The 26,263-nt window shown below is 68.9% G+C and carries 22 protein-coding genes and 2 pseudogenes; 18 read left to right on the top strand and 6 right to left on the bottom strand.

Features of this window, described 5'->3' with window-relative positions; genetic code table 11:
* Positions 1 to 158: 158 nt before the first annotated feature.
* Both ACZ4MF_RS41980 and ACZ4MF_RS41975 read left to right on the top strand, forming a co-directional pair.
* A complete protein-coding gene (locus tag ACZ4MF_RS41980) occupies positions 159 to 314 on the top strand; it encodes a hypothetical protein (protein ID WP_467498705.1) in 156 nt (51 codons plus the stop codon).
* Positions 315 to 494, top strand: a complete 180-nt coding sequence (locus ACZ4MF_RS41975; protein WP_467498713.1) for a DUF6233 domain-containing protein — start codon at positions 315 to 317, stop codon at positions 492 to 494.
* On the opposite strand, the gene ku is transcribed toward ACZ4MF_RS41975, so the two are convergent.
* On the bottom strand, positions 491 to 1,417 hold the full coding sequence (ku, locus tag ACZ4MF_RS41970) for a non-homologous end joining protein Ku (RefSeq protein WP_467498703.1): 927 nt from the start codon (positions 1,415 to 1,417) through the stop codon (positions 491 to 493). The two genes, ACZ4MF_RS41975 and ku, sit on opposite strands and share 4 nt — an antisense overlap.
* A gap of 95 nt (positions 1,418 to 1,512) precedes the next feature.
* Between ku and ACZ4MF_RS41965 the strand changes: the two genes are divergently transcribed.
* Positions 1,513 to 1,728, top strand: coding sequence for a hypothetical protein (locus ACZ4MF_RS41965; protein WP_467498701.1), 216 nt, complete (start codon positions 1,513 to 1,515; stop codon positions 1,726 to 1,728).
* A 732-nt stretch (positions 1,729 to 2,460) separates the two neighbouring features.
* A complete protein-coding gene (locus ACZ4MF_RS41960) occupies positions 2,461 to 2,613 on the top strand; it encodes a hypothetical protein (protein ID WP_467498699.1) in 153 nt (50 codons plus the stop codon).
* Between the two features lie 80 nt (positions 2,614 to 2,693).
* Here the strand turns inward: ACZ4MF_RS41960 and ACZ4MF_RS41955 are convergent, their stop codons facing one another.
* On the bottom strand, positions 2,694 to 3,383 hold the full coding sequence (locus ACZ4MF_RS41955) for an RICIN domain-containing protein (protein WP_467498697.1): 690 nt from the start codon (positions 3,381 to 3,383) through the stop codon (positions 2,694 to 2,696).
* Between the two features lie 1,411 nt (positions 3,384 to 4,794).
* Here ACZ4MF_RS41955 and ACZ4MF_RS41950 point away from each other — a divergent pair.
* The 5 genes from ACZ4MF_RS41950 to ACZ4MF_RS41930 all read left to right on the top strand — a co-directional run bounded on the left by ACZ4MF_RS41950 (position 4,795) and on the right by ACZ4MF_RS41930 (position 9,455).
* Positions 4,795 to 5,436 (top strand): trimeric intracellular cation channel family protein, encoded by a 642-nt coding sequence (locus ACZ4MF_RS41950; protein ID WP_467498695.1) that lies wholly within the window; start codon positions 4,795 to 4,797, stop codon positions 5,434 to 5,436.
* Between the two features lie 48 nt (positions 5,437 to 5,484).
* The gene (locus ACZ4MF_RS41945) at positions 5,485 to 6,816 is read left to right on the top strand and encodes an amidohydrolase (protein ID WP_467498693.1); all 1,332 of its coding nucleotides are present in this window, start codon (positions 5,485 to 5,487) and stop codon (positions 6,814 to 6,816) included.
* Positions 6,817 to 7,063: 247 nt separating this feature from the next.
* Positions 7,064 to 7,636: an NADPH-dependent FMN reductase gene (locus tag ACZ4MF_RS41940; RefSeq protein ID WP_467498691.1), complete on the top strand. Its 573-nt coding sequence runs from the start codon at positions 7,064 to 7,066 to the stop codon at positions 7,634 to 7,636.
* A 160-nt stretch (positions 7,637 to 7,796) separates the two neighbouring features.
* Positions 7,797 to 8,123 carry a hypothetical protein gene (locus ACZ4MF_RS41935; protein WP_467498689.1) on the top strand — a complete coding sequence of 109 codons (327 nt, stop codon included), beginning with the start codon at positions 7,797 to 7,799 and terminating at the stop codon, positions 8,121 to 8,123.
* Between the two features lie 51 nt (positions 8,124 to 8,174).
* Positions 8,175 to 9,455, top strand: a complete 1,281-nt coding sequence (locus ACZ4MF_RS41930; RefSeq protein ID WP_467498687.1) for a threonine/serine exporter family protein — start codon at positions 8,175 to 8,177, stop codon at positions 9,453 to 9,455.
* Between the two features lie 227 nt (positions 9,456 to 9,682).
* Here the strand turns inward: ACZ4MF_RS41930 and ACZ4MF_RS41925 are convergent, their stop codons facing one another.
* On the bottom strand, positions 9,683 to 10,120 hold the full coding sequence (locus tag ACZ4MF_RS41925) for a winged helix-turn-helix transcriptional regulator (RefSeq protein WP_467498711.1): 438 nt from the start codon (positions 10,118 to 10,120) through the stop codon (positions 9,683 to 9,685).
* Positions 10,121 to 10,262: 142 nt separating this feature from the next.
* On the opposite strand from ACZ4MF_RS41925, the gene ACZ4MF_RS41920 reads away from it, so the two are divergent.
* The 3 genes and pseudogenes from ACZ4MF_RS41920 to ACZ4MF_RS41910 all read left to right on the top strand — a co-directional run bounded on the left by ACZ4MF_RS41920 (position 10,263) and on the right by ACZ4MF_RS41910 (position 12,908).
* A complete protein-coding gene (locus ACZ4MF_RS41920) occupies positions 10,263 to 11,135 on the top strand; it encodes an aldo/keto reductase family oxidoreductase (RefSeq protein ID WP_467498685.1) in 873 nt (290 codons plus the stop codon).
* 281 nt (positions 11,136 to 11,416) lie between these two features.
* Positions 11,417 to 11,673 (top strand): annotated as a pseudogene (locus tag ACZ4MF_RS41915) (ISL3 family transposase); the annotation flags it as partial.
* Between the two features lie 64 nt (positions 11,674 to 11,737).
* A pseudogene (locus tag ACZ4MF_RS41910) lies at positions 11,738 to 12,908 on the top strand (IS3 family transposase).
* 246 nt (positions 12,909 to 13,154) lie between these two features.
* Here ACZ4MF_RS41910 and ACZ4MF_RS41905 read toward each other — a convergent pair.
* Both ACZ4MF_RS41905 and ACZ4MF_RS41900 read right to left on the bottom strand, forming a co-directional pair.
* Complete coding sequence (locus ACZ4MF_RS41905; RefSeq protein WP_467498683.1) at positions 13,155 to 14,261, bottom strand: mechanosensitive ion channel family protein; 1,107 nt, start codon at positions 14,259 to 14,261, stop codon at positions 13,155 to 13,157.
* Positions 14,262 to 14,521: 260 nt separating this feature from the next.
* The gene (locus tag ACZ4MF_RS41900) at positions 14,522 to 15,397 is read right to left on the bottom strand and encodes an alpha/beta fold hydrolase (protein ID WP_467498709.1); all 876 of its coding nucleotides are present in this window, start codon (positions 15,395 to 15,397) and stop codon (positions 14,522 to 14,524) included.
* Between ACZ4MF_RS41900 and ACZ4MF_RS41895 the strand changes: the two genes are divergently transcribed.
* A complete protein-coding gene (locus ACZ4MF_RS41895) occupies positions 15,278 to 15,838 on the top strand; it encodes a hypothetical protein (RefSeq protein WP_467498715.1) in 561 nt (186 codons plus the stop codon). The genes ACZ4MF_RS41900 and ACZ4MF_RS41895 overlap by 120 nt on opposite strands.
* A gap of 861 nt (positions 15,839 to 16,699) precedes the next feature.
* Here the strand turns inward: ACZ4MF_RS41895 and ACZ4MF_RS41890 are convergent.
* Complete coding sequence (locus ACZ4MF_RS41890; RefSeq protein WP_467498681.1) at positions 16,700 to 18,346, bottom strand: lytic transglycosylase domain-containing protein; 1,647 nt, start codon at positions 18,344 to 18,346, stop codon at positions 16,700 to 16,702.
* Positions 18,347 to 19,211: 865 nt separating this feature from the next.
* Here ACZ4MF_RS41890 and ACZ4MF_RS41885 point away from each other — a divergent pair.
* From ACZ4MF_RS41885 to ACZ4MF_RS41865, 5 genes are read left to right on the top strand one after another with little or no spacing between them, the layout of a single operon-like run.
* On the top strand, positions 19,212 to 19,679 hold the full coding sequence (locus tag ACZ4MF_RS41885) for a hypothetical protein (RefSeq protein ID WP_467498679.1): 468 nt from the start codon (positions 19,212 to 19,214) through the stop codon (positions 19,677 to 19,679).
* Positions 19,680 to 19,687: 8 nt separating this feature from the next.
* Positions 19,688 to 20,716, top strand: coding sequence for a phosphate ABC transporter permease subunit PstC (gene pstC / locus ACZ4MF_RS41880; RefSeq protein ID WP_467498677.1), 1,029 nt, complete (start codon positions 19,688 to 19,690; stop codon positions 20,714 to 20,716).
* Between the two features lie 2 nt (positions 20,717 to 20,718).
* On the top strand, positions 20,719 to 21,975 hold the full coding sequence (gene pstA / locus ACZ4MF_RS41875; RefSeq protein WP_467498675.1) for a phosphate ABC transporter permease PstA: 1,257 nt from the start codon (positions 20,719 to 20,721) through the stop codon (positions 21,973 to 21,975).
* A gap of 16 nt (positions 21,976 to 21,991) precedes the next feature.
* Entirely contained in the window at positions 21,992 to 23,671 is a 1,680-nt protein-coding gene (gene pstS / locus ACZ4MF_RS41870) for a phosphate ABC transporter substrate-binding protein PstS (RefSeq protein ID WP_467498673.1), read from the top strand.
* Complete coding sequence (locus tag ACZ4MF_RS41865) at positions 23,668 to 26,229, top strand: hypothetical protein (protein WP_467498671.1); 2,562 nt, start codon at positions 23,668 to 23,670, stop codon at positions 26,227 to 26,229. The genes pstS and ACZ4MF_RS41865 overlap by 4 nt, the downstream gene beginning before the upstream one ends.
* Positions 26,230 to 26,263 lie beyond the last annotated feature (34 nt).

The following is a 26,263-nucleotide window of genomic DNA, read 5'->3' as shown; positions in this document are numbered from 1 at the left end:
CGTGAACGTCCTCTGGGCCCTCCTGCGCGACGGACGGACCTACGAGCTCGTGCCGCCCGCAGCCCTCGCGGCTTGACAAACGACATTAGGAATCGCTGCGAGAGGTCATGCGCGGTGAGCGGGTGAGCGGTCTTGTACCGCGCGCTAATATCGAACATGTGCACGATCAATCCTCTCGCCTCGCTCTTCTTCGCTTCCTCGAACGCGTCCAGGAGCAGGACCTCGCCCGCACCCGCCGCTGGATCGATGACGAGGAACGCCGCGAGGCCGAGCGTCAGCAGAGCGAGCAGGCCCGACCGGAGCCCCCGGATTGAATCATCGAGTACGGGCTCAACCGGGACTCTCTGCCGACCGCAGTGCACACAGGCGAGTGCACGATGGCAGGCAAGCGATCGAAGCCCACGGACTCGGACACAATCCGGCGCGCCCTCGCGGCCGGCGTGAAGCCTTGCAGCTTCTGCCGGCCGGATACAGAGCTGGGTGTCCTGGACTAGGCGCTACGTGGCCGGCGGCCGCCCGTCGTCTTCTTGGCGGCGGCCTTCTTCGCCGCGGCTTTCTTTGCCGGCTGCTTTTTCACGGCCGCCTTCTTCTTCGGCTTCGGTAGCTCGTGCACCTCGGCCGGGCCGCCCTCCTCGCCACGGGAGGCCTTGGCCTGCTGAACGGAGGCATTCAGCGCGGTCATTAGGTCCAGGACCTGGGTCGGCTGCTCCAGCTCCGGCGCCGCGGGCAGCGGCTTCTGCCCGCGCTTGGCCTCGATGATCTGGCCGAGCGCCTCGGTGTAGTGGTCCTGGAACTCCGGGCCCACCAACTCGTCAACCGACATGCTGTCCATGAGCGCCAGCGCGCCGTCGATCTCCTCCTCGGACACCTCGACCGGCGCGGGGAGCAGTTCGGCGGGGTCGCGGATCTCGTCCGGCCAGCGCATGGCATGGAGCACGAGCACGTCGTCGCGGACGCGGAGCATGCCGAGCCGCTCGCGCCCGGACCATGCGTATTTGGCAATGGCGACCTTGCTGGAGCGGCCGAGGGCCTGGACGAGGAGCTTGTACGGCTTGGCGGCGACCTGACCGGCCGGCTGGAGGTAGTAGCCCTCGCCGATCTTCAGGGGGTCAATGTCTTCCAGTGGGACGAACGCGTCGATTTCTATCGCCTTCGCCGTCGGAAGCGGGAGGTTGCCCAGTTCCTCGTCCGTGATCGGGATGACCGTGTCCCGGGTCAGTTCGTAGCCCTTGCCGATCTCCACCTGGTCGACCTCGCGGTCCTCCAGCTCGCACACCTTTCGGTAGCGCACGCGCCCCATGTCCTCCAGGTGGTACTGGTGGAAGTGGATCGAGTGGTCTTCGGTGGCGCTCACCACGTTGCAGGGCACCGTCACGAGCCCAAAGCTGATCGCGCCTGACCATATGGTTCGGGGCATCGGTAGACCTCCGTGATTGCCCCGAGCACCATCAGACTACGGACGGCTCCGTCGTCCCGCATGCGCGCTCCCGGCCCACGCCGCACCCTGAAGAAGTGACCGAGACGCCGCAGGTCGTCGTATACCCGCCGGCCGAGGACGGCGGCCGACGGGTCCGCGTCGGCGCTCGGTTTGTCGGGATGGCGTACTCGCTGCTCGACGTGGCCGAGTTCCTGGAGGAGGCGGGCATGGACGGCGTCGAGCCAGAGGACGTGGCGGCAGCGGACTGGATCGAGTGGCGGGGTACCAGCCCGGACCTGTGGGAGCGCTGACGGACGATTCCGTTTCGGCCATCCCGGGCGTACCGTCGTGCTCCCCGCGAAGGGGGCGCCCTCATAGGTGCATAGTGGCCCGCTGGCTGGTGGGGATCCCGGCCGGCGGGCCGCGCCATATCCTGGCAGCGCAGTAGCCCCCGGCGTGAACATCTTGGAGTGTGAGAAGTGCGGGCACACTGAGTCGTGGGAGCCAGGCGGCTACTTCGGCGCACCGGCTTCGCTCACCACGTATGCGGCAAGCCGGGCACTTACGCCCTGTGTGGTCCGGACTGCGACCACAGCTTCCCCGGAACTGGGCGCTCGGCCCACAGGTGATTGAAGCCCCGCCGGTTGTCGACGGGGCGTCGTCGTCTCCGGGGCCTCTACCCCGCTGCGGCATCCCCGCGGGCGAGGCATGGGTGCGGGGTGGATCCGGTTGCCCGGTTCCGGCCTGATCCCGGCAGACGGTGTGCTGCGCCTCGGCGGTCCGACCCTCGGTCAGACCCAGTCGGCCGGCCGACATCGGCCAGCCCGTTCGCGACAGCGGGCCCCTCACTGCAGAGGAGCTTGCCTCGCTACTTGATCGGCAAGAGGGCCGCGAGTGTGAAACGCGGGTTCGGGGTGGCGCATTGTGATCATCCCATCACTCCTCCTGCCGCGCGCAGGAGGGTGCGCTCTGTCGCACCGGCCGTTTGATTCCCCCGTCGACGACCGGTGCGGCACGAGCGGCGAGTTGAGGAGGCGCAGCCGATGACGACCGAAGACATACGACTGCTCATCCTCCCCGGCGCGTTCCTGCTGATCCTCGGCATGCTGCTCGGCTCCACACTCGCATTCCGCTTCACACGCCGGGAGATGTGGGAACTGAGGGAGCAGCTCGCAACGCAGCGCCGCCGCCGCTGAGAAGCCGCCTCGCCCGGCGAAGTGTGTGGGGGCCCGTGAGGCCCACAACCCCCTCGCGTCGGCGCGGCCGCCGGGGTGGGTTAGTTGATGACGCTGACGGCGTGCCACCACTGCTGGGACTGCCAGTTCTTCTGCCACAGCTGGGCCGGGGCTCCGTCACCAGTGATGGTCGCGTTCCGGTCGAGCACGGTGTTCAGGTTGTTGTTGAACCGCGTGTTGTAGATGGCGGCGTCGTTGGGGCGCTGGAACCAGTCCTGCTGGGTGGAGCCGTTGCACTGCCACAGCTGGACCCTGGTTCCGTTGTTGCCGGCGCCGCCGGTGTCCGCGTCAAGACACATCCCCGGGAAGCGGACGTTTTCGAGGTGGCCGTCGCTGTACGAGTTCCACTCCTGCTGCGCGGACCCGTTGCACCGCCAGACCTGCACTTTGGTGCCGCTGGCGCCGTTGTTGGCATCGGCGTCGAGGCACTGCCCGGGCGTCACGGTGTAGAGGCTGTCGATCACGACGGTGGTCTCGTACACTGCGGCGGGCGTCACACCGCTGGCCGCGTGGTGGTGGACCTTGGTGTGGGCGCCAGCGGCCACCTGCCCCAGGGTGAGCGCGCCCGCGGGTATGGACGCCTGCGCCGAGGCGGTGTGGGCCGGGGCGGCATGGAAGGTGGTGGCGGTCGCCGTGTTCGCGGCGCCCAAGGCCGAGCCGGCGACGAGCGCGAGCGCGGCGGCCGCCGTGGCGACGGTGCGGCGCATCGTGGTTGCCTTCTTTCTGTACAAGACTCTCTCCCCCAACTGGTGTGGCCGCAGCATGAGCGGCGGCTATGGATGCGTCAGGGCCCGCCGCGCTGAAAAGACGTGGCAGCGTTCCCGTTGTGCCGCTTGGCCCGGTCTGGCGCTAAGCAACATGACCAGGCTGCCCTGGGCTGCGGGGTGGAGTCCTTTTTTCCACACGACCCCACACACCCACCCTCGGAGCTGCGTGTCGGACGCCAATCTAGGACCGGCAACGCATCGTGTGGGGTGCCCAGTTGCACGGTGACGAGGGGGTTCCGGTGCCGCAGTGCACAGCGAGCTGGAAAAGCGCAGGTGGGGCCTGTTTCAGCAAGCGCCCGGACCGTGACTGATCCTGCGCCCCTGCCCGGCCTCGATGACGAGCCGGAGGAGGGGCGCCGGCCTACCTGTCCGACGCCGACGCGGCCGATGTCCTGGCGCTGCTGTGCGAGGAGATCGGCCTGCCCCTGGAGCACGGCTTCGCCGCCCGCCGCTACGCAGCGACCCCCCGGACATCGCATGGCACCTGGCCCAGGTGTGGCCGGACGCGGAGCTTGTGCTGATCGGCGACGAGGGGCACGGGCTGTCGGGGGACGCCACGATCGACGCCATCGTCGCGGCCACGGACCGGTTCCGGCCGGTCCAGGAAGAGATGGCCGTCCGTGACCTGAGCTCATCGGCTCAGCCCAGAGTTCACGCCGCCATGGTCTCTGGTCGTTCGAGCCGGTTCCCGCCAGTTGTCCGGCAGCACGGCCGTGTCCCCGGGCTCGGAACGGGCCCTGACCCACCACCCGGACGCCCTGCACCAGCTCGGCATCCTGGCCGACCGCTACGAGCGCGGCGTCGGGCTGCTCGCCTGGCGTCACGCGAGCGCGGCCGTGGTGCTCGGCACCACGCCCCGCCCAGGGCCTGCGGCCCCTGCGCGACCCGGACGAGGTCCACGCGGACGACGAGGACCTGGACGAGGGGTGACTCCCGCGCGTACCCGTCCCGCGGGCCATTCGTTGTACCCGTGCAGGCCGGGCAGCCGTGCCCGACACCGAGGAGCGCGATGCGCCGTCCTTGCGGGCGCCGCGGACATCGAGGAGGACGACGGGGGGTGAGCCTCGCCGGGCGCCTCGACGTCCCCGCGACCCGTCGACCCAGCTGCGGGGACTACGAAGTGGCGGCTCCGCTGCCCGGACCGGAGCGGCCTGCTGACCGGATACGCGCCCGCTGGGGCGACATGCTCCGCGTGGCCGGGTCACTCACCTTGGGCGAGATCCGCGGCTACGAGTCGCAGTCCGGCTGGCCCGTGACTGGACAAGCCGCCTCGCATGCCATGCCCGGCGGGCACGTAGCGCCTTCGGCTGCTTCGATAGCGGAAGTGTGAAGGGAGACGCTGGTGTCTGTGGCCCGGTCGTTGTCGCCTGAGAGCGTGACCGAGCTGACCCGGGCGCTGGACCTGAGCGGGGTGTTCGCCAACGGCACGCTCGGCGGGGTGCTGGCCCGGGCCAGTCGTCTGGATCTGTTCGGCTTCCTGGTCATCGGCATCGTCTCCGGCCTTGGCGGTGGAATCCTCCGCGACACCCTGCTGCAGCACGGCACGCCCGTGGCCTTGACCGACTACACCTATCTCACGGTCGCCACTGCCGGCACCCTGCTGGCTTTCGTAGCCGATCTGAGCCGCCACACATCCGGTTGGGCCTTCAACCTCCTGGATGCCTCGGCGCTGAGCGTCTGGGCGGTCGCCGGGGCGCAGAAGACGCTCGCTGTCGGCCTGGGCTGGCTGCCGGCCGTGCTCCTGGGCACCATCACAGCGGTCGGCGGCGGGGCGATCCGGGACCTGCTGCTCGCGCGGACCCCTTCCGTCTTCGGCGGCACGCCGTTGTACGCGACCGTCGCGATCGTGGTGAGCGCGGTGATGGTGGTCTGCAGCCGGTTCGGCGCACCCACCGTAGGTGTCCTGGCCGGAATCACGGTCGGGATCTCGCTGCGGCTGGCCGCGTTCCACTGGGGCTGGAAGCTGCCGGGCAGCCGCGACTGGCGGCCGGGGTCGCCCAAGGACCGGGATCCCTGACCTGAACGGGCGCTGCGATCATCCACCGAGAGGGAGGAGTGCACAGCCATGACGCCCAAGACCACTGCGGATGCTGTCCTGGCCGGGCTCGGTGACATCCGCTCCGAGCTCGAAGAGGTCTACAAGGACCTGCACGCCCACCCCGAGCTGGGACACCAGGAGCACCGCACCGCGACCCGGGTGGCGGAACGACTGAGAAACTGCGGCTACCAGGTGCACGAGGGGATCGGCGGCTACCAGGTGCACGAGGGGATCGGCGGCTACCAGGTGCACGAGGGGATCGGCGGCACCGGTGTGGTCGGTGTGCTGGCCAACGGCGAGGGTCCGACCGTTTTGCTGCGGGCCGACATGGACGCTCTGCCGGTCCTTGAGGAGACCGGTCTGACCTACGCCAGCACGGCCGAAGCCACGGATGCTTCCGGCCGCCGGGTGCCCGTGGCGCATGCCTGCGGTCACGACATGCACGTCACCTGCCTGTTGGGGGCTGCGCGACTCATGGCCGCCGCGCCGGGGGCGTGGCAGGGCACGTTGGTGGCCTTGTTCCAGCCTGCCGAGGAGCCGGGGGACGGTGCTGACCGGATGCTCGCCGACGGGCTGACCGACCGTATTCCTCGCCCGGACGTCGCCTTCGCCCAGCATGTGCTTCCCTATCCGGCTGGGCAGGTCGGCACGCGTGCCGGGTCCTTTCTCTCCGCGGCGGACAATGTGAAGATCACTGTCCATGGCCGGGGCGCTCACGGCTCGGCACCACAGGCCGCCATCGACCCCGTGGTGATCGCCTCGATGATCGTCGTCCGGCTCCAGACCATTGTCTCGCGCGAGCTGGCCGCCACCCAGCCGGTCGTGGTCACGGTGGGCTCCGTCCAGGCGGGTTCGAGCGGCAACGTGATTCCGGAGTCGGCCGAACTGCTGGTGAACGTGCGCACGTACGACGACGAGACCCGGCGGGCCGTCCTGGCAGCCGTGCGGCGCATCGTCCATGCCGAGTGTGACGCCTCCGGGGCGACTCGCGCGCCGCAGATCGAGGAGGGCACCCGCTTTCCGCCGACTGTCAACGACGACGTGGTGACCCGCGAGGTCTCCGCCGCTTTCGCCGCGATGTTCGGAGAGCGCGCGGTCACTGTCGAGCTGCAGAGCGCCAGCGAGGACTTCAGCCGGATCCCGGACGCCTTCGGCACCCCGTACACCTACTGGGCCCTGGGCTGTGTGGATCCGCACGCCTACGAGGCCGCCCGGCAACGCGGCACCGTGGCCCAGGACATCCCGGTCAACCACAGCCCCCGCTTCGCACCGGTCCTGCAGCCCACCCTGGACACCGGCGTCCAGGCCCTGGTCACAGCCGCACTCACCCACCTCGGGAAACCGACTCGTACAAGCTGATGAGCTTCCGGCTGGTTCACCTCTGAGGCCGCGGCACAGCAGCAATCGACCGCCTCGGCGGTGCCCGCACAGCTTGCGCGGCTGCGGTTCTCGACGCCCACTGCACCGGTGCTTCACACCTCCGTCGAGGAATGCGGGCGGCCCGAGGTGGATCCACGCGGTCACCTGGACGGATCTGCCGGCACGCGCCCCGCTCCCGGCCGTGGTTTCGTTCCTTGCATAACTCCCTGATTGAATCGAGGAACCGATGACTACGTACAGGGTCGGCTACTTCGTGGGAAGTCTGGCGACTCACTCCATCAATCGGACGCTCTCGAAGGCTCTGATCCGGCTGGCCCCATCTGATTTGGAATTCTTCGAGATTCCGATCAAGGATCTGCCCCTCTACAGTTACGACTACGACAGCGACTATCCTGCCGAGGGCAAGGCGCTCAAGGATTCCATCGCCTCCGCCGACGCCCTCCTATTTGTGACCCCGGAGTACAACCGATCCATTCCGGGCGCTCTCAAAAACGCCATTGACTGGGCCAGCCGCCCCTGGGGGAGCAACTCATTCGCGCACAAACCCTCCGCTGTGATCGGAGCGTCCCCCGGCGCCCTCGGCACTGCCCTCGCCCAGCAGAGTCTGCGCGGTGTTCTAACCTTCTGCGACTCGCCGCAAATGAATGCACCGGAGGCCTATGTCAGATTCAAACCCGATGTTTTCACCAGCAATGGAGAAGTCGTCGACGAGCATACGGAACGTTTCCTTCGAGACTTCATGGAGGAATTCAGGGACCATGTTGTCCGGGTTCTCACGGTGCTCCCGCGAAAATCTTGAAGCGTGCGGATTCGGGTTCGTTACGCTCGATGAGAGGAATCACGAAGGGGCTTTATGTGCGTAAGTCACGGATGAACGAAGAGCGTTTCTACCTGTATCCGATGAAAAGTGTAGCTGCCGTTCTGGATAACGAAGAACGGTATGCAGATACTGTCATTACTTGGAAAGAGCCGGGATCAACCTGTCTCATGTTAACGTGCTGAAGGGGCCGGAAGGGCTGCGACTTCTGGACAGCAAGGGAACCTCTCACGGGCTTCTCGGCCGCTTCATGCGTTGGCTGCAGCGCGGGGGCTACGAAAGCAAAACGCTCGCGGCCCACTCTGCCGCCTTAAGTCAGGGTAAATGGCTGATCTTCGTTCCGGTGCGGGGCAAGAACGAGGCCAGGCGGACGGTCGCCATCCTCCGATCACACGGAGGCAGCGAAATTTTCCACTTCCGCCGATGGGCAGTGCAATTCTTTCCCCCGAACTATCGATTGAAGCCGTAAGGGACTACGACGTCTTTCGCGCCCTGCACCCTGGCGGCAAAGGAGGCGGACATGGGGCATGCGGCCGCCGGCCTGGACGATCTGACCGCCTTCCTGGCCCGCCTCACCGCCTTGCTGCTGCGTTCTTCCGGTGAGGGCGCCTACTCCATCGAGCGAGCTGTGGGCGCGAGCGCTCAGGCCTTCGGAGGCCAGGCGTCCGTAGTCCTCGTGCCCGAAGCGGCCGTGCTCTCGATCACCGCGGCCGACGGCCGGGTGCGCACCGTCTGCGTGCACGGCTTCCCGGAGGTGTTCCGGCTCGATCAAGTCGCGGCACTCAAGCCCTTCCTGGCCGACGTAAAGACGGGCCGGCTCGGGGTAGCCGAGGCCGACCGCAGGCTGGCCCGCATCGAAGCCGCACCGCCGCCGTACCCCTGGTGGCTCAAGTTCCTCGGCGTCCTGCTGTTCTCCCTGGGCTTCGCCCCGCTGGTCCAGCCCACCTGGTACGAGATCACCACCACAGCCGTCCTGGGCGCGATCGCCGCGGCACTCGTGGTCGCCGCCGTTCATGCGCCGCGACTGTCCAAAATTCTCCCCCTGATGGTCTCGGCCGTCGTCTCCGTCGTGACCATCGAAGTGTTCACGGGCGATCCGGCACACGGCGGTCCGGTCCTGTTGATGCTCCCGGCGCTGTTCTACTTCGTTCCCGGTGACTTCCTGAGCGCATCGACAACCGAGCTGGCCGTCGGCCTTATCACCACCGGCGCGATCCGGCTCGTCTACTCCATGTTCCTGCTCGTCCAGCTCTACCTCGGCGTTCTGATGGGCATATTCGTCACCGGCACCCCCCTCAACGCCCTCTTCGACACCGCCGCCAAAGCCGACCTACCCAAGTGGGCACTGATCCTGGGCGGGATCGCCTTCACCGCCGGCGCAGTCCTGGCCTTCGCCATTCCCCACCGCTTCTTCGGGACTCTCCTCGTGCTGGTCTACGCCACCGTCGGCGTGCAGTCACTGTTCACCAAGCTGATCCGGGAGACCGGGGGCACATTCGTCGCTGCCGTGGTGCTGGCCGCCGCAGCCAATCTGCTGGACCGCAACCCCGCTTTCCCGCCTCGATTGATCCTCATCCTTCCTGGCTTCTTCACCCTCACGGTCGGCTCGCTGGGATTGCGCGGCCTTACCACCCTGGCCGGGGGCTACGTCATCGAAGGATTTCAAGACCTGCAGAAACTCATCACGATCGTCACCGCCATCGCCATCGGACTGGTCGTCGGCATGGCACTCACGCATGCCCGCACCACAACGCGGCCCGCCTCTCCCCATGCCCCCTCGACGTCCCATCGACCGCCCTGACCATGTCTTCGCCGCACCGCCCGCGGATCTCACCGGGATTTCCTGCACCTCAACTACTCACACCCGCACCAAGGACCGGCGACGGTCATGATCAATCTCAGCGTCAGCCGCGGTTCCGTTGATCCCCGGAGCCCTCCAAGATCAACTGCTTATCGCTGATGGGGCTCTTCGCAGTTGAGGGTGTAGCGCCGAGAATGTAGAGCTGTTGGACGGTTGGATGCGAATCGTCAGGAGGTGCGAGCATCGTAGTGGTCGCGGTTTGCGAGGACCTCGGCCATGTGTGTCTGCGCCCAGTTCCTGAGCCCGCGCGTCATGTGGTGGAGCGAGAGGCCGAGGTCGGTCAGCTCGTAGGAGACGGTGACAGGGACGGTTGGCGTCGCGGTACGGGTGAGCAGGCCATCGCGTTCCAGCGACCGTAGCGTCTGGGTCAGCATCTTCTGGCTGACCCCGGCCAGAAGACGAGAGATCTCGGAGTAACGCATCGCCTTCGGAGCGTCTGCGTGTGCTGCACCGGGCTGGCCAGGGCTGTCGTCGCTGCCCAGCGCACACAGGATCAGGACGACCCACTTGTCCGAGATTCGGTCGAGCAGTTGCCGGCTGGGGCACCCTGCCAGGAACGCGTTGTACTCCACCTTGGCCTGGGCCCTCTTCTGGGCCGCCTTCATCGTCGTCACTGATCACACCTCTCACCGATGGGTGGTTACGCACTCCAAAGTGCCTACTTCCCGACAGGAAGTTTCTCTCCAATGCTGATGCAGGGCGGCAGCAGGCGCCACCCCCCCCAAGTGCACGACGAAAGGCGACAAGATGAGCACACCCTCCCTCTCCCTTCCCGGCGGCACCTGGCCTCTGGGTGACCTGACCGTCACCCGGTTCGGCTACGGCGCCATGCAACTGGCCGGCCCGTGGGTCATGGGGCCGCCCGCCGACCGCGAGGGTGCCCTGGCCGTTCTGCGTGAAGCGGTCGACCGCGGTATCACCCATATCGACACCAGCGACGCCTACGGGCCGCGGGTCACCAACGAGTTGATCCGCGAGGCGCTGCACCCCTATCCCGAGTCGCTGCACATCGTGACCAAGGTGGGCGCGACCCGCGACGAACAGGGTGGCTGGCCCACGGCCCGGCGACCCGAAGATCTGCGCCGCCAGGTCCACGAGAACCTCACGTCCCTCCAGCTCGACGTACTCGACCTGGTCAACCTCCGACTCGGCAACGCCGAAGGCCCCCAGCCCGGCTCGCTCGCCGAGGCGTTCGAGACGCTCGTCGAACTCCAGCAGCAGGGCCTGATCCGCCATCTCGGGGTCAGCAACGCCACCGAGGAGCAGGTCACCGAGGCACAGAGCATCGCGCCGATCGTGTGCGTGCAGAACATGTACAACCTCGCCCACCGCCACGACGACAAGCTCATCGACCGGCTCGCCCCCGACGGCGTCGCCTACGTGCCCTTCTTCCCCCTCGGGGGCTTTACCCCGCTTCAGTCCTCGGCGCTCTCGGCGGTCGCCGCTCGGCTGGAGGCGACCCCGATGTCCGTCGCACTGGCCTGGCTGCTGCAGCGATCACCGAACATCCTGCTCATCCCCGGCACGTCATCGACGGCACACCTGCGCGAGAACATCGCCGGCGCAGGACTCTCCCTCTCCCACGAGGACTTGACCGAGCTGGACGACATCGGCCGCTGAATGCCCCAGAGCTGAACGCCTCACAAGCCACGACCGAAGCCACCGTTCACGTTCCGGCCCCGGTCACCTTCCCGCGACCGGGGCCAAAGCAGGACAACTCACCCTCACCTGGATGACTTCAGATCACTCAACCGTCAGGGACCGGCGGTGGTAGCTCACCCCGCGTCGGTGGCCGGGCAGGTGTTGAGGTCTTCCGAGGAAGGGGTTCCTGCACCAAGCCCATCCGGAAGACCTCGACGTTGCACGACGCTGCTTCCGAGGCGGACTTCGCCTCCGCTGACATGAATGCCTTCTGCCGCCTTGACGAGCTCGGGCTCGACGTCACCGGTCAGCGACTCGCCCCGGATCGTGCGGTTCTCGCGTACCGGGTCGTCGAGTCCGACAGTGGTGCCGCCGCTGCGGATGCGAAGGCACACCGCGTGACACCGTGACCCGGCGACTGGCGCACGAGTCACTCGGCTGGCGGCCCACGATCCTTCACGTCACGATCCGACGCTACCGCTGCATCGAGTGTGGTCACGTGTGGCGGCAAGACACGGGCCCTCCACCTTGATCGTGGACACCTCGACACTGGATCTTGAGTCCAGGGAGAGGAGTCTCAGGTGGGGACCTACAAGTACTCGGCGGAGTTCCGGGCCGACGCGGTGGCGCTGGCTCGTTCGTCGGGCCGGCCTGTCTCACGCATCGTCGCCGAGATCGGCGTGAACCACGAGACCCTGCAGCAGTGGATCAAGGCCGCGGGGAAGGCCGAGAGGCCCGAGGCGGTCGCGGAGTCCGCGAAGGACGCGGAGATCGTGGCTTTGCGCAAGCAGGTCCGCGAACTGGAGATGGAACGCGACATCCTGCGCCGGGCGGCCAAGTATTTTGCGGGCGAGACGAACTGGTGAGCCGCTTCGAGTTCGTTGCCGACCACCGCGACGCCTTCGGCGTGAAGCGGCTGTGCACCGTACTGAGCCTGTCGAGGTCCGGGTTCTACCGCTGGTTGAAAGCCGCACCGGGGCGGGCCGCGAAGAAGGCTCCCGACGCCGTGCTCACCCGGCGGATACGCAAGGTCCACGCAGAGTCGGGGAGGACGTACGGGCCAAGCGGATCACTGCCGAGCTCCGCGCGGGCGGTGTGATGGTGAACCGCAAGCGCGTCGAGCGGCTCATGCACCAACACGGTATCCAGGGGCGGAGGTTGCAGCGGCGACGCCGCACCACGGTCCCGGTTCCCGCCGCCCAGGCGGTGCCCGATCTGCTGCGGCGGAACTTCACCGCGTCCGCCGCCGGCCGGGCCTGGGTCGGTGACATCACCTACCTGCCCATCGACGGCGGGAAATTCCTGTATCTGGCCACCGTCATCGACGTGTTCTCCCGTCGCCTGCTGGGCTGGTCGATGGCCGATCACCTGCGGGCCGAACTCGTCACCGAATCGCTCCACGCTGCCGTCCGCACTCGTGGCGGCCGGGTGGAGGGCGTCATTTTCGACAGCGATCACGGGGCTCAGTACGGTTCGAAGGCGTTCGCCGACGTCTGCCACCGGGCCGGGATCCGCCGGTCTATGGGAGCGGTCGGCACCTCGGCGGACGACGCCGCCGCGGAGTCGTTCTTCGCCTCGCTGAAGCGGGAGATCCTGCCCGGCCGGCGCGGCTGGCCGACCGCACGAGCCGCCCGGCTCGCAGTCTTCCGCTGGCTCGGCTTCTGCAACCACCGGCGCAGGCACTCCACGATCGGCTACCTCGCGCCGGTCGCCTTCGAACAGAGATCAACTACGCCGGCCATCGCTGCATGACAACCGGTGTCCACGACCAAGGCGGAAGCCCCATCTGCTCTTCCACCGGCAGACCGCGCTCGACATCGGCCTGTTCCGAACCGATCTCGGACGCCGGGGCCGGTGGATGGCCGACCGACAGGCCCGGGATACCGGGCGGCCTGGCCGCGACCCGCACTGGCCGGCCTCGCCCGGCGCCGGGCATGTCACCTCACCGATGATCCAGGTCAACGGCGGTGCCGAGCACGGCCATTGAGGGCTTTGCGGTCAGCTCCGGCCGGTGCGCGGGAATTCGTGGTCCTCGTGGAGGCGAGCTCCGTCGGGAGACGGGAGGTGTCGCGGCGGGAGCGCCGCCTCCGAGGTGTTGACGCGGGGCAGTGCGTAGGGGTGCTGCGCTACCAGCCAGGTGAGCATCCGCTCGCGGACCTCGACCCGTACCGCCCAGATGTCGTCGGAGTCCTTCGCGGTCATCAGGGCCCGCACCTGGATGGTGTTCGGCGTGGTGTCCGTCACCACCAGGCTGTAGGCGCGGCCGTCCCAGGCCGGGCTCTCGCGCAGGATGTCGCGCAACTTCTCGCGCATCGCCTCGACGGGTGCGCCGTGGTCGAGGTGCCAGTAGACGGTCCCGGTCATCTGCGGCGTGCCCCGCGACCAGTTCTGGAAGGGTTTGGAGGTGAAGTATGACACCGGCATGATGATCCGGCGCTCGTCCCAGGTCCGCACCGTCAGAAAGGTCAGGGTGATCTCCTCGACCGCGCCCCATTCGCCGTCCACGACGACCGTGTCGCCGATGCGCACCATGTCACCGAAGGCGATCTGCAGCCCGGCGAACAGGTTCGACAGGGTCGACTGGGCGGCGACGCCGGCCACGATCCCGAGGATGCCCGCCGATGCCAGCAGCGAGGCGCCGGCCGCACGCATCGCCGGGAAGGTCAGCAGCATCGCGGCGATCGCCACGACCATGACGATCGCGGAGACCACCCGCTTGATCAGTTCGACCTGGGTGCGCACTCTGCGCACCCGGGCCGCGTCCCGGTGCGCCCGGGCGTAGCGGGAGTAGCCGGTCTCGACGACCGCACCGGCGATCCGGATCACCAGCCAGGCGGCGGCGCCGATCAGCACCAGCGTCAGGGTCCGGCCGACGCCGGCCTGGTGCCGTTCCAGCAGCTTCGCCTGGTCGTACGACCCTCGCAGCAGGGCGGCGCACAGCACGAGCTGGTACGGGACGCGGGCGCGGCGCAGCAGTCCCCACAGCGGTGTGTCGTGGCGGCGTTCGTCGGCCTTGCGCAGCAGCCGGTCGCCGGCCCAGCCAATGGCCAGGGTGAGCAGCACCGAGCCGCCGATCACGACCAGGGGCCGGAGTACGTTCTCCATGCCTGAGCTCCTAACCGGCGCTCCGCGGGCATGAACATGTGAGTTCCGCGTGTTCCTGGGTAGGGCGTCTCGGACGGCCCCGCACCGGCTGGAATTTCACCGCCGGAGGACGGGTCGTGCCCTCCGGCTCACTGCCCGACCAGCTCCGCACGGCGCCGGCCCGCTCGCGCCCGCGTTCGACGCCGCCGAGCAACACACCCGACACCGAACCAAGCCGGGCACCGGCCTTGGGCGGGGCGGTCGGGTTGGTTCGACGGGTGTCAGACGTCGTCGGCGATGAAGTCTGTTATCGCGGCAACGACAGCTTCGGGCTGCTCGTCGGGGATGAAGTGTCCAGCGTCGGGCACGACGATCCGGGTGGTGTTGTCGGCCCATGGGCTGACGGAGGCGGCCATGTCCGGAACGGAGCCGTGGCTGCTGGAGATTCCGAGGACGGGCACGGTCAGGTGCCGCCGCTTGAGCGCCTCGCGGTTCTTGCGGGCTGACTCCGCGGCGTCCCGGTGGTACGCGAGGGAAGCGCGCAGGCCGCCGTCGATGGCGACGGCCGCCGCATAGTGGTCGAGCTCGGCGTCGTCGAACGTGTCGGGAGACAGGGCCTTCACCTTCAGGAACCAGCCGACGTACTCGCGTTCGCGGCCGACAAGCAGCGTCTCGGACAGGTCGGGCACGATGTGGAACGCGAAATGCCAGGTCTCCCACGCTAGACCCGGGCCGGTGGGAATCGCCTCCGGGAGAGTGATACCGGGGATTCCGGCGTCGAGCAGAGCGACCCCGCGCAGGTGGCTCTCGAAGTTGAGGGCGAGGGAGAAAGCGACCCAGGCGCCGATGTCGTGGGCGACCAGGAAGTAGGTCGACACTCCGAGAGCCTTCACGGCGGCGTGGACGTGCGCGGCGACCGCGTGCGTGTCGTAGCTGCGCTCCGGACGCTCGGAGTGCCCTTGGCCCGGCAGGTCGATCGCGATGACGTGGAACCGGTGGGTGAGGCCGGGCATCACCTCTCGCCAGGCCCACCAGGTTTGCGGGAATCCGGCAAGCAGAACGACAACCGGGCCGCTCGGCCGTCCACCTTCGACGGCATGCAGGCGGACGCCGTCCGCATCGACCCATCGGTGAGTGAATCCGGCCAAATGCTGCAGGGGCAGTTCGCGGATGGGATTGCTTTCGGAGACATCGCAGCCATCCACATCCCCCTGCCCACGCCCGGAGCCGTGACCCCCGAGGACTGCTTCCCCGACGCTCTCGAAGAAGCACTCAAGCACCGCGATGAGTACGCCGAGAGTCTCCAGGACCTCTGTGGCGACCTGGAAGAAGACTCCCTGTTGGTGGCCCTCGGCAATGCCCGCGCCCGCAAAGAGGCGGACGAGATCGAGATCCGCCAATTCCTCGCCTACGCACGCGAGTTCAACGGGGACCGCCCTTACAAGCTTGAACCACTCGCCGAAGCCAGCGGCATGTCCCTCTCCGGCATCCGTACCGCCTACAAGGACACCGAACTCGAAGCAGTCGCGCTCCAGATCGGACGGAAGCCCGACAGCCGCCGCGCCCGGCCGCCCAAGGCCGCTGCCACACAGGCTTGAACCGAGTGGCCATGGATGACCACGTGCTCGGCATTACGGCTGCCGGGCACGAAGCAGTTCCGGACAGTCTGGCAAGGTCCCTGATTCGTCGGCATGCGCCGGGGTGAGCCGTCGGCACTGTCCCGCAGGGTCTGCCTGTTTTAAGCACATCTTTCAGGGCCACAGCAGTATGACGAGCTTCAGAGCTCGCTCGAGGGCGAACAGAGACTCCATACAGGCTCGGAGTCGTTTGACCCCGGTGCCTTGTCGGTGGACCTCGTACCCGCCCGGGAAGGAACTCTTGGAGAGTTGAATTTCCGGTAGGAACCTACAAGAGCATCGCTTTGGGGGGTGCCCTGGCGAGCACGGTAGCGGTATCGACCGCCCGCTCGTGCACCCCGTCTCGGAGGTCATCGACAACTCCGTCGTCGGGCGGCTGCGGTCGGTTCCGAGTCGCTGGCCTCTGTCCACCCAGATGGTGCGAAGACCCCGATCGAGGCAGCCCGCGCACAGCGTCGCCGCCAGGCCGCGGCGACCGAGGCCGCCGCCCTACGTAGGGCTCGCCTGGAGAAGGACAGGCGTCAGGCGGAGCCGCAGAACCTGGAGCAAACAGCCTGACGTACAACCTGGGTCCACAGGTGATCAGAGCACGCATCGTCCGCTCCAGCGGCAGAGCGACGGTCGCCCCGATGCCAGCAAGGCCGTGACCTCAACCGCGATTACGCTCCTGCCGCCGCCGGCGCCGGAGCCGCCGGCCGGGGGCGACGCGCGAGAGCTGCCTCGATCGCGTCCTGCATCCGTGCCGTTTGGCGGGGACGGGGCGCAGCGGGGACGAGCTGGTCGTGCCGCCGAAGCCGGAGGACCCCCTCGTGCGATGGCCGCTTATGCGGTGGGGCTCGGCGACGGGCTGGGGCTCGCCGAGGAGCCGGCCGCCGCGACCTCGAGTTCGAGGTCGAGCGTCGTGCCGCCGGTGGTGGCGATACGGAGCAGGAACGTGCCGGTGGTGTCGTCCGCGTACAGCTTCGGCAGCATGAGCAGGCCGCTGGTGTCCGTCACCAGATCGGTCAGGGTGCGTACGGTCTTGCCGTTCGCATCCTTGAAGTAGGGGCCTTTGTCGTTCTGGGTGGGGTCGTCAGCCGACTTGATGAGGGTGGCGGTGGCCGCGACCTCGTCGGCGACGACGCCCTTGTAGGTGGCCTTCACCTCGGCCTGGTTGGCGAACTCGTCGCCCGGGGTGCAGTCCAGCGGGGTGTTGGTGGTGCGGGTGAGGGTGTCGGCGGCGCGCGGGGAGACAGCAGCCATGTAGTCGAGGCCGGTGACCGTGCGGCCCACGACGAGGGCGCGGACGATGAAGTCGCCGGTCTTCTCGCCGGCCCGGAGCGCGGGCGCCTTGGCGACGCCCTCGCTGTCGGTGACCACCGTGGCGACCTTCTCGCCTCCGGTGAAGGTCGCGTCGGTGTCACCGAGGATGGCGAATCCGATCCTGACCTTGGCGACGGCCTTGCCGGCCTTGGTTTGGGCGCTGGTGCTGATCTGCTGGGTGAACGTGTGGCCCGCCATCGCGGTGAGCTTCGCTGTGCTGGCGTCCGCCAGGTGGTCCACCGCGTCGGTGGGGGTGGGGCTCGGTGCCGGCGTGCTCGGCATGGAAGGACTCGGGCTGGCCTTCGGCGCCGGGGGCGACGGTGAGGGGCTGGCCCCCTTCGAGTCGTCGCTGCGCCGGGACGGCAGGGTGCCGGTGCCGTCGGGGACCGAGTGGGTGCCCTTGCGGTAGTACTCGTACCAGGACAGAACGGTGTTGAGGTAGTCCTGCGAGTTGTTGTAGCTGAGGATCGCGCTGTTCATATCTGCCTGGACGGACAGGTCCCAGCCGTTGCGGCACAGGTAGTGGCCAGCCGCGAGCGCGGCGTCGTAGATGTTGTTGGGGTCCTTCTTGCCGTCGCTGTTGCCGTCCTGGCCGGCCCAGGCCCAGGTGGTCGACAGGAACTGCATGGGGCCGATGGCGCGGGCGTAGGAGCCGTCGGCGTTGAGGATGCGCGCGAAGCCGTTGGCGCCGTCGAGGGCGGGGCCGAGGATCGGCGACAGCGTGGTGCCGGTGGCGTCGACGTTGCCGCCGTCGGCCTGACCGGACTCGACCTTGCCGATGGCGGCCAGCAGTTGCCAGGGCAGGTTGCAGCCGGGCTTGGACGAGCGCAGCTCGGCCTCGGCCTTCTTGTAGGCGTCGAGCGCGGTGGCGGGTATGCCTGTCTCGGCCTCGCCATGGGAGGCAGGGGTACTGGTGGCCGGCGAGGCCGAGGGGCTCGGGTTGGGGCTGTTCAGCGGCGGCAGGTCCGTGTAGTACGGCGAGTTGCCGGTCGCACTGCCGTTGGAGCTCGCTTCCGGCGTGGGCGAGGCGCCGGCGGTGGTCCGTCTGCCGGTGTCGTCGACGGTGGCCCCTGGAGCCTGGGACGCGGAGAGCGCCGCGATCGCCGCGGCGGCCACGGCCGTGGCCGCCGCGCCCTTGTACAGCCGCCTGCCGAACTGCGCCGCCATAGGGTGAACCCCTCCCGTGGACGCCCGAGTGCCCGTCATGGTGCTTTTCGGGTGTTGCGTTCGACGGTCCTGACGCGCTCCACCGGCGCGGGGACCCAGGCGACCGTACGGCAACTTCCTTTGCGGGCACCTGTTCGCACCCGATTTTCACTGGTTGGCCATGTGTCGTTGGTTCCGTGGCCGTAGAGCCTCGGCACATGTGCTGGTGGCCGTTTCGCACGGAGATCGACGGTACGGCCGATGTTCGCCGGAGGGTGCTCGCTCGGGGTTCGCTCCGAACTGGGGTGGGTCAGCGCGGAGCCGGGCCGTCCGAGCGGTCGGCGGGGGTGCCGACGGGCACGATGAAGAAGGCGACGGTGCGTGCGGGGCGGCAGCGTCGGAGGCCGGCGAGGAGCCCGACAGCCGGCGGCTCAAGTGGCTGCGGCCCAGATCGGCCCAGAGGCGCCAGACGGGTATCTCCCCGGGAGTGCGCCGCAGTCTGCGCCGGAGGTGCGCCGCCGCGCCGCGCAGGGCGACCGTGAGGTCGGCAGGGATGCGGGCGGTGCTTGCGCGGGCCGCGAAGGCCGGGACCGACGCGGGCGGCGCAGTGGTGTCGGCGCACAACCGTTCGCGTGTGCCGGCCGATACGAACCCCTTCGTTCATCTCTTCTGCGTTCGTCCTTCACTCGCGCGCTGCCACAGCGCGTACACAGGGCCGCGAATCTCGGTTCACTTTCGACGGTGATTTTTCGCCATTGATGAAAAGCGGCCGATAAGTGACAAGGGGAGGGGGGTGGGTTTCATGGTTCCCTCACGGTTCTTGTACGTGGTGCGAGGGACCCGGGAGAGACCCGCGGAGGGCGACCAGTGGGTCGGCTGGCGACTCATGGGACCCAACCACCGTGAACTGGGGCGCAGCGCCGAGTCGCTCTCTGGTCTCGCGGAGTGCCGGGCTGCGGTGCTGCGGCTTCGGGAGCGGATCGCGGATGCCAGGGTGCTGCTGACCACGGTGGAGCAGGCGGGCGGCTGGAGCTGGCGCTTGGAGATCGACGGTCGGGCGGTCGCGGTCGCGGGGCGGCTGTATCAGCGCCAGCGGGACTGCCAGTACAACGTCGGTCAGTTCCTGAGCGCGGTTCCGGTGGCCGAGCTGACAGAGCCGGCTCCTCACTGGCCGCGGGGAGCGGCCGGGCCTCGGCTGCACACGTCCGGTCGGGCCGCCGACGCTGTGCGCGGTACCGCGCCCGGCCTGGCTCTGCCCGGCATTCCCCGGGCAGAACCGGATGGCACAGGCCATGCCCGGTCCGCTGATGACGGCGCCGGTGTCAGTGACCAGGCAGAGACGGCTGCGAGATGAGTGTTGTCATGCCTGCACTCGGGCAACCCCCCGAACCCGAACCGGATTTCGAGTCCCTGGACGAGGCGAGGCGTGTGCCGCGCGGCAGGCCCGAACCGGTGGACCGCCTCTTCCGCGGGACGCTTCGCGGCAGCGGCGCCGTCGTATTGGCGATCATGCTGCTGGTGGGTGTCTTCCTCACCTACCGCGCGTCCCAGGCGCTGGGCGTCGCCAAGGGTTCGTTCCTCACCACCTCCACCTGGGAGCCGGACTCCCACCACTTCGGCATCGCCGCCGTCCTCACCGGCACGGTGCTCATCGGCCTGACGGCGATCAGCATCGCCGTACCGCTGGCGCTGGGCACCGCGCTCTACATCTCGGAGTACGCGCCGCGGAAGCTGAAGCGGACACTGGTCAGCCTGATGGACCTGATGGCCGCGGTGCCGAGCGTGGTGTTCGGACTGTGGGGCTTCTTCTTCCTCCAGGGGCATGTGGCCGGGCTCTCCCGCTGGATCTCCACGTACTTCTCCTGGATCCCGCTCTTCAAGGTCGACGGGGCCGCCCCGAGCGACCCGTTGCAGGCAACGACGGTCTACACCTCCTCGACCTTCATCGCCGGAATCGTCGTGGCGCTCATGGTCACGCCGATCGCCTGCTCGGTGATGCGGGAGACCTTCTCGCAGGCGCCGGCCGGAGAGCGCGAGGGCGCCCTGGCGCTGGGCGCGACCCGGTGGGGGATGATCCGCGCGGTCGTCCTGCCCTACGGCCGGGGCGGCATGATCGGCGGCACCATGCTGGGCCTCGGCCGGGCCCTGGGCGAGACCATCGCCGTCTACATGATCATCTCTCCCGTCTTCGCCGTGCAGCCGCACATCCTGGAGAACGGCGCCAACTCCGTCTCCGCGCTGATCGCCCTGCGCTACGGCTCCGCGAGCAACTTCGGCATGTCGGCCCTGATGGCCGCGGGGCTCGCGCTCTTCCTCATGACCCTCGTCGTGAACTTCATCGCGTCCTCGATCGCGGCCCGCAGCCGTTCGGGTGCGGGAACGGAGGCCTGAGTATGACCACCGACCTCCTCAAGGAGCCGGCGGGACGAACCGTGCGGCCGGTCGCCGACGGCCGCGACGCCGCGCCCGAGGTCCGCCGGAACACCTCGTCCGTCCACGCCTCGGACCTGCTCGCCCTCGCGGGCGCGGCGGTGGGCTCGCTGTCGCTGACCGCGCTGCTGTTCGTCTGGATCGCCCCGTTCGACGGGGTCCTGGGCTTCGTCGTCGTCGCATACCTGCTCTTCCTCGGGCTGTACGCCGTGCTGATCTCCTTCGACGAGAGCGGCGTGGCGGTACGGGACAAGGTCGCCGCCGTCCTGTGGCAGAGCCTGGCCGTGCTCCTGCTGGGCGCGCTGGTCCTGGTGGTGGCGTACACCCTGTGGCGCGGCAAGTCGGCCCTCGTGCACCTCAACTTCTTCACCGAGGACATGTCGAGCACCGGCCCGCTCCAGCCCCTCAGCGACGGAGGCGTGGTGCACGCGGTCGTCGGCACCCTGGAGCAGATCACCATTTCGCTGACGATCACCGTCCCGCTCGGGCTGGCTTGCGCGGTGTTCCTCAACGAGGTGCCGGGCCGCTACGCGCGGTTCGTCCGGACCATCGTCGAGGCGATGACGGCGCTCCCGTCGATCGTGGCCGGCCTGTTCATCTACGCCACCGTGATCCTCATCCTCGGCGTCGACAAGTCAGGATTCGCCGCCGCGCTGGCACTCAGCGTGATGATGCTGCCCATCATCATCCGCGCCTCCGACGTGGTCATCCGGCTGGTGCCGGGCTCGCTGCGCGAAGCGTCGTACGCCCTGGGTTCGAGCAAGTGGCGCACGGTGCGGACGGTGGTGCTGCCCACCGCGCGCTCCGGCCTGACCACCGCCGTGATCCTGGGCACCGCGCGCGGCATCGGCGAGACCTCGCCCGTACTGCTCACCTCCGGGATCAACTCCGGACTGAACGCCGACCCGCTCCACAGTCCGCAGATCTCACTCCCGCTCGCCACCTTCGATCTGGTGCGCTCCCCTCAACCCGCCTTCATCGCCCGCGGGTTCGGCTCCGCCGCCCTGCTGATGGCCCTCGTACTGCTGCTGTTCCTGCTGGCCCGCGTCATTGGCGGACGCGGCCCCGGGGAGCTGACCCGCAACCAGCGGCACCGGCGCGTGCAGGCCTCGCGGCGCGACACCGAACGCATGAGCAGGCGCGCACAGCTCAGGTCCGCCACCACCCCAGGCTCCGACCGACCCCTTCCGATCACCACGGCCCGCACCCCACCACACTGACCAGGAGTCATCAGCCATGCCCGGATCCCCTCCGGCACCCCTCGCACGCCTGAGAGCCGTCACCGCTCTCGTCCTCTTGGCCGCCCTCCTGTTCGGCGCCGCCCCTGCCACCGCCGCGACGTACGTGCCGATCTCGGGTGCCGGGTCCACCTGGAGCCAGAACGCGCTCGACCAGTGGCGGGCCAACGTCAAGCAGTACGGCATGACCGTGAACTACAGCGGCACCGGTTCCTCCGACGGCCGCAACCAGTTCCGCAACGGCACGGTGGACTACGGCGTGTCCGAAATCCCTTACGGGATCAAGGACTCGGGTGTCGCCGACCCGCCGCCGTCCCGCGGTTACGCCTACATGCCGATCGTGGCCGGTGGTACATCGTTCATGTACAACCTCCTCATCGGCAACCAGCGGGTGACCAACCTGCGGCTGTCCGGCGAGGTCATCGCCAAGATCTTCACCGGGCAGATCACGACCTGGAACGACCCCGCCATCAAGGCCGACAACCCGGCGATCGCCTCCGCGCTGCCCGCCCGCCGAGTCGTTCCCGTGGTGCGCTCCGACGGCTCCGGCACCACGGCGCAGCTCACCACCTGGATGAGCAAGCAGTACCCGTCGCTGTGGGACGCCTACTGCCGCCGCGCGGGCCGCAGCACCCCCTGCGGGACGACCTCGAACTACCCGGTCGTGCCGGGCAGCGGCTTCGTCAGCCAGTCGGGCTCGAACGGTGTCTCCGGCTATGTGGCACAGGGCGGCAACGTGGGCACCATCACGTACGTCGAGTACTCGTACGCGGTGTACACGACCGGGTTCCCAGTCGCCAAGGTGCTCAACAAGGGCGGCTACTACGTCGAGCCCACCGCGAAGAACGTCGCGGTGTCGCTGCTGAAGGCGCGGATCAACAACGACAGTTCCTCGCCCCAGTATCTGACGCAGATCCTCGACGACGTCTACAACGACAACGACCCGCGCGCCTACCCGCTCTCCAGCTACAGCTACATGATCATCCCCACCAAGCTGGAGTCGAACTTCAACGACCAGAAGGGCAAGACCCTCGGCGCCTTCGCGTACTACTTCCTCTGCGAGGGGCAGCAGCACGTGGACGACCTCGGGTACTCGCCGTTGCCCATCAACCTCGTGCAGGCGGGTCTGAACCAGGTCCGCAGGATTCCCGGCGTAGACGTTCAGAGCATCAACATCCAGAACTGCCACAACCCCACCTTCTCCTCCGACGGCAGCAACACCCTGGCCAAGACGGCGCCTTACCCGTCCGCCTGCGACAAGCAGGGCGCGACCCAGTGCGCCACGGGCACGGGCGGGGCCAAGACCCCGACCCAGGTCGGGGCCGGATCGGGTGGCGCGGGCTCCTCGGGCGGTGCGGGCGGCGCCGGTGCGGGGTCCGGCGCCGGCGGCGCGTCGGGCACGGGCGGGCCACCCACGGGCAAGGGCGCCGGGGGCGCCGGAAGCAGCGCCGCGACCGGCGGCACCAAGATCGACCCGGACACCGGCCAGGTCATCGGGGCGAACGGCGCCGCGGCCGACGGCACCGGGGCCGGCGCGTTCGCCGTGCCCGTCAGCACCTCCAGCAGCATCAGCAGCGGCTCGCGGATCGCGCTGATGGGGGTGGCCTGTGTGCTGCTGCTGGGGATCACGGTCGGGCCTCCGCTGCTCACCCGGCGGCTGAAGCGGGGCAGGTCATGAACGCCGCGCTGCGCCGGTTCGTCACCACGTCCGCCACCGCCGCGCTCGTACTGCTCTCCGTGATCGGCACCGCCGTGCTCGTCTCGGCGCCCGGGCCCGCCGAGGCCACCGACGCCGGATCCGCCGTGACCGTCTCCGGCACGGGACCGTACGCGAACCTGAAGGTGACGGTCAGCCAGACGCGCAACCTGGTCAACCAGGTCCTCAAGATCTCCTGGAAGGGCGCCGCCCACACGGTCTCGGACACCACCTACGCCGCGGACTACCTGCAGATCATGCAGTGCTGGGGCGACGCCGGCGGCGGCCCCGACCCCGAGCAGTGCCAGTTCGGCGGCTCCTCCGCGCTGGGCGCGGGCGCCGGCAGCCAGGGCGCGGGCGCGTACACCAACACCCGGCAGCTGACCTACGCGGGCCTGAAGGACCCGGCCCAGAAACTGCCGCCGCCCACCGGCACCGGCATCTCCTACGTGCCGTTCCACTCCGTGACCGGTGATCTGATCACGAAGGGGAACTGGAACGAGTTCTACGATGTGAACACCACCAACGAGGTCCCCTACGCCCGCACCGGCCCGGGCGGCACCGGCCAGGTCTACTTCGAGGCCCAGACGGGACTCGAGGCACCCGGCCTCGGCTGCGGCGACGTACCCGCCAAGGCCTCCGGAGCGACGACCGGACGGAAATGCTGGCTGGTCGTCGTGCCGCGTGGGGAGAGCGAGGTGGACGGCACCTCGTACACCTCCCAGTCCAGCGGCATGCTCCAGTCGTCGCCCCTGAGCGCGAGCAACTGGCAGCACCGTCTCGTGGTACCGCTGAGCTTCGAACCGATGGGAAACTTCTGCCCGATCGGCGCCGACGAGCGCAGCACCCTCGGCAACGAGATGGCCGCCGAGGCCATCACCCGCTGGCAGCCAGCCCTGTGCCAGTCCGCGCGTAAAACGATCTACGGCTACGCCCAGGTCACCGACGACACCGCCCGCGCCAAGCTGCTCTCCGGCACGCCCGGCATGGTCTTCCTCGGCCGCCCGGCCACCGGCGATCAGGTCCCGCCCGACCAGCACCCGGTCTACGCGCCCGTGGCCCTGTCGGGTCTGACGATCGGCTTCTTCATCGAGAGCCAGGCCGGATTCAACGCGCCCAACGCGGTCAGAGCACGTAACGGAGCCCGGCTGACCTCGCTCAACCTCACCCCGCGCCTGGTCGCCAAGCTGCTCACCGAGTCGTACCCCGACGGCAACTCACGCTTCGCGAAGAGCACCGAGGACAACCCCTTCAACCTGGGTCGCGACCCGGAGTTCCTCAAGTACAACCCCGACTACAAGGATCTCGACTTCGGCGGCAGCTTCGGCGATGCCCTCGTGCCCGAGGCCGTGTCCGACGCTGCGTGGCAGCTGTGGAACTGGGTGGGCCACGACCCCGCGGCCCGGGAGTTCCTCAGCGGCACCCCCGACAACAAGGGACGGTACGGCGACGCCGCCTTCTCCGGCATGAAGGTCAACCCGAACTACCGGAACATGGCGCTGCCGAGGGAGGAGTTCCCGAAGAGCGACCCGTTCTGCCAGCACTTCGACGACCACCCCGACAACCCGCTGTGCATCCAGGACAAGCACCCGTACGCCACCGACCTGCACGCCGCCGCCCGCGCCGCCGCCCGCGGTGACACGCTGGCCCGGACCAACTGGGACAACACGGCGACGCCCCCCGGCTACAAGAAGAACCCGCCGCAGCCCGCAGGCCAGCGGGCCGTCCTCGCCCTCACCGACTCGGCGACCGCGGCGCGCTACGGCCTGGTGACGGCGAAGCTCCAGAACGCCGCCGGCCGCTTCGTGGCCCCCGACACCGGTGGACTGCTCGCCGGGCAGGCGGCGAACAAGCCGAGCGGGGTCGGCGGGGTGGAGAGCCCCGACCCGACCACGAAGCGCACAGCGGCCTATCCGCTCACCCTCCTCACCTATGCCGCGACCGTGCCCGAGAAGCTCACCAAGCAGGAGGGCACGGACTACGCGGCTCTGCTGCGGTACGCGGCGGGCGACGGACAACGGCCCGGTACGGCGACGGGAACCCTGCCCGAGGGCTACGCCCCGCTGCCCGCATCGGCCCGTGCCCAGGCCCGCGCGGCCGCCGACGCCATCGCCTCCCGCGCGGGCACCTCGCCGTCGGGCACGACGAACGGCGGTTCCGGCACGGGGCTCTCGGGCGGAACGGGCGGAACCAGCGGCGGCGGGCTCGCGGGCTCCGGCGGTGCGGCGGGCACAGGCGCCGGAGTGTCCGGCGGGCAGGCCGCCCCTGCGAGCGCGGCGAGCGGCGGGGCCTCCCCGTCCGCTTCCCGCAACCCCTCCGGCTCCCCGTCCACCGCACCCGCCGCCGCCTCGGGCAGCCCGCTGCTGCGCACTCCGGCCTGGGCGCTCGGCGCCGTGCGCTACGCCCTGCTGATCGCCCTGGTCATCGGCCTCACCGCCGCGATCTGCGGGCCCCTCCTGCCGAGGGCCGTGCCACGACTCGTGGCCGCCGTCGAGGCCTGGCGCGCCAGGGACAAACCGTCCGCCGGGCCAGGGAGGTGATGCCCGAACCGAACCATCGACAGGTCCGCGCCAA

It is taken from the genome of Streptomyces sp. NPDC025793, assembly GCF_055558375.1.
The sequence above is the reverse complement of the archived record's forward strand: the minus strand, read 5'-3'. Positions and strand labels throughout refer to the sequence as shown.

Excerpts from the sequence above, each read along its gene's own strand:
- ACZ4MF_RS41930 (WP_467498687.1), top strand. The coding sequence starts at position 8,175 with ATGGGGCATGCGGCCGCCGGCCTGGACGATCTGACCGCCTTCCTGGCC.
- ACZ4MF_RS41885 (WP_467498679.1), top strand. The coding sequence starts at position 19,212 with ATGGGACCCAACCACCGTGAACTGGGGCGCAGCGCCGAGTCGCTCTCT.
- ku (WP_467498703.1), bottom strand. The coding sequence starts at position 1,417 with ATGCCCCGAACCATATGGTCAGGCGCGATCAGCTTTGGGCTCGTGACG.
- ACZ4MF_RS41905 (WP_467498683.1), bottom strand. The coding sequence starts at position 14,261 with ATGGAGAACGTACTCCGGCCCCTGGTCGTGATCGGCGGCTCGGTGCTG.
- pstS (WP_467498673.1), top strand. The coding sequence starts at position 21,992 with ATGCCCGGATCCCCTCCGGCACCCCTCGCACGCCTGAGAGCCGTCACC.
- ACZ4MF_RS41945 (WP_467498693.1), top strand. The coding sequence starts at position 5,485 with ATGACGCCCAAGACCACTGCGGATGCTGTCCTGGCCGGGCTCGGTGAC.
- ACZ4MF_RS41925 (WP_467498711.1), bottom strand. The coding sequence starts at position 10,120 with ATGAAGGCGGCCCAGAAGAGGGCCCAGGCCAAGGTGGAGTACAACGCG.
- ACZ4MF_RS41940 (WP_467498691.1), top strand. The coding sequence starts at position 7,064 with ATGACTACGTACAGGGTCGGCTACTTCGTGGGAAGTCTGGCGACTCAC.
- pstC (WP_467498677.1), top strand. The coding sequence starts at position 19,688 with ATGCCTGCACTCGGGCAACCCCCCGAACCCGAACCGGATTTCGAGTCC.
- ACZ4MF_RS41960 (WP_467498699.1), top strand. The coding sequence starts at position 2,461 with ATGACGACCGAAGACATACGACTGCTCATCCTCCCCGGCGCGTTCCTG.
- ACZ4MF_RS41920 (WP_467498685.1), top strand. The coding sequence starts at position 10,263 with ATGAGCACACCCTCCCTCTCCCTTCCCGGCGGCACCTGGCCTCTGGGT.
- ACZ4MF_RS41865 (WP_467498671.1), top strand. The coding sequence starts at position 23,668 with ATGAACGCCGCGCTGCGCCGGTTCGTCACCACGTCCGCCACCGCCGCG.
- pstA (WP_467498675.1), top strand. The coding sequence starts at position 20,719 with ATGACCACCGACCTCCTCAAGGAGCCGGCGGGACGAACCGTGCGGCCG.
- ACZ4MF_RS41890 (WP_467498681.1), bottom strand. The coding sequence starts at position 18,346 with ATGGCGGCGCAGTTCGGCAGGCGGCTGTACAAGGGCGCGGCGGCCACG.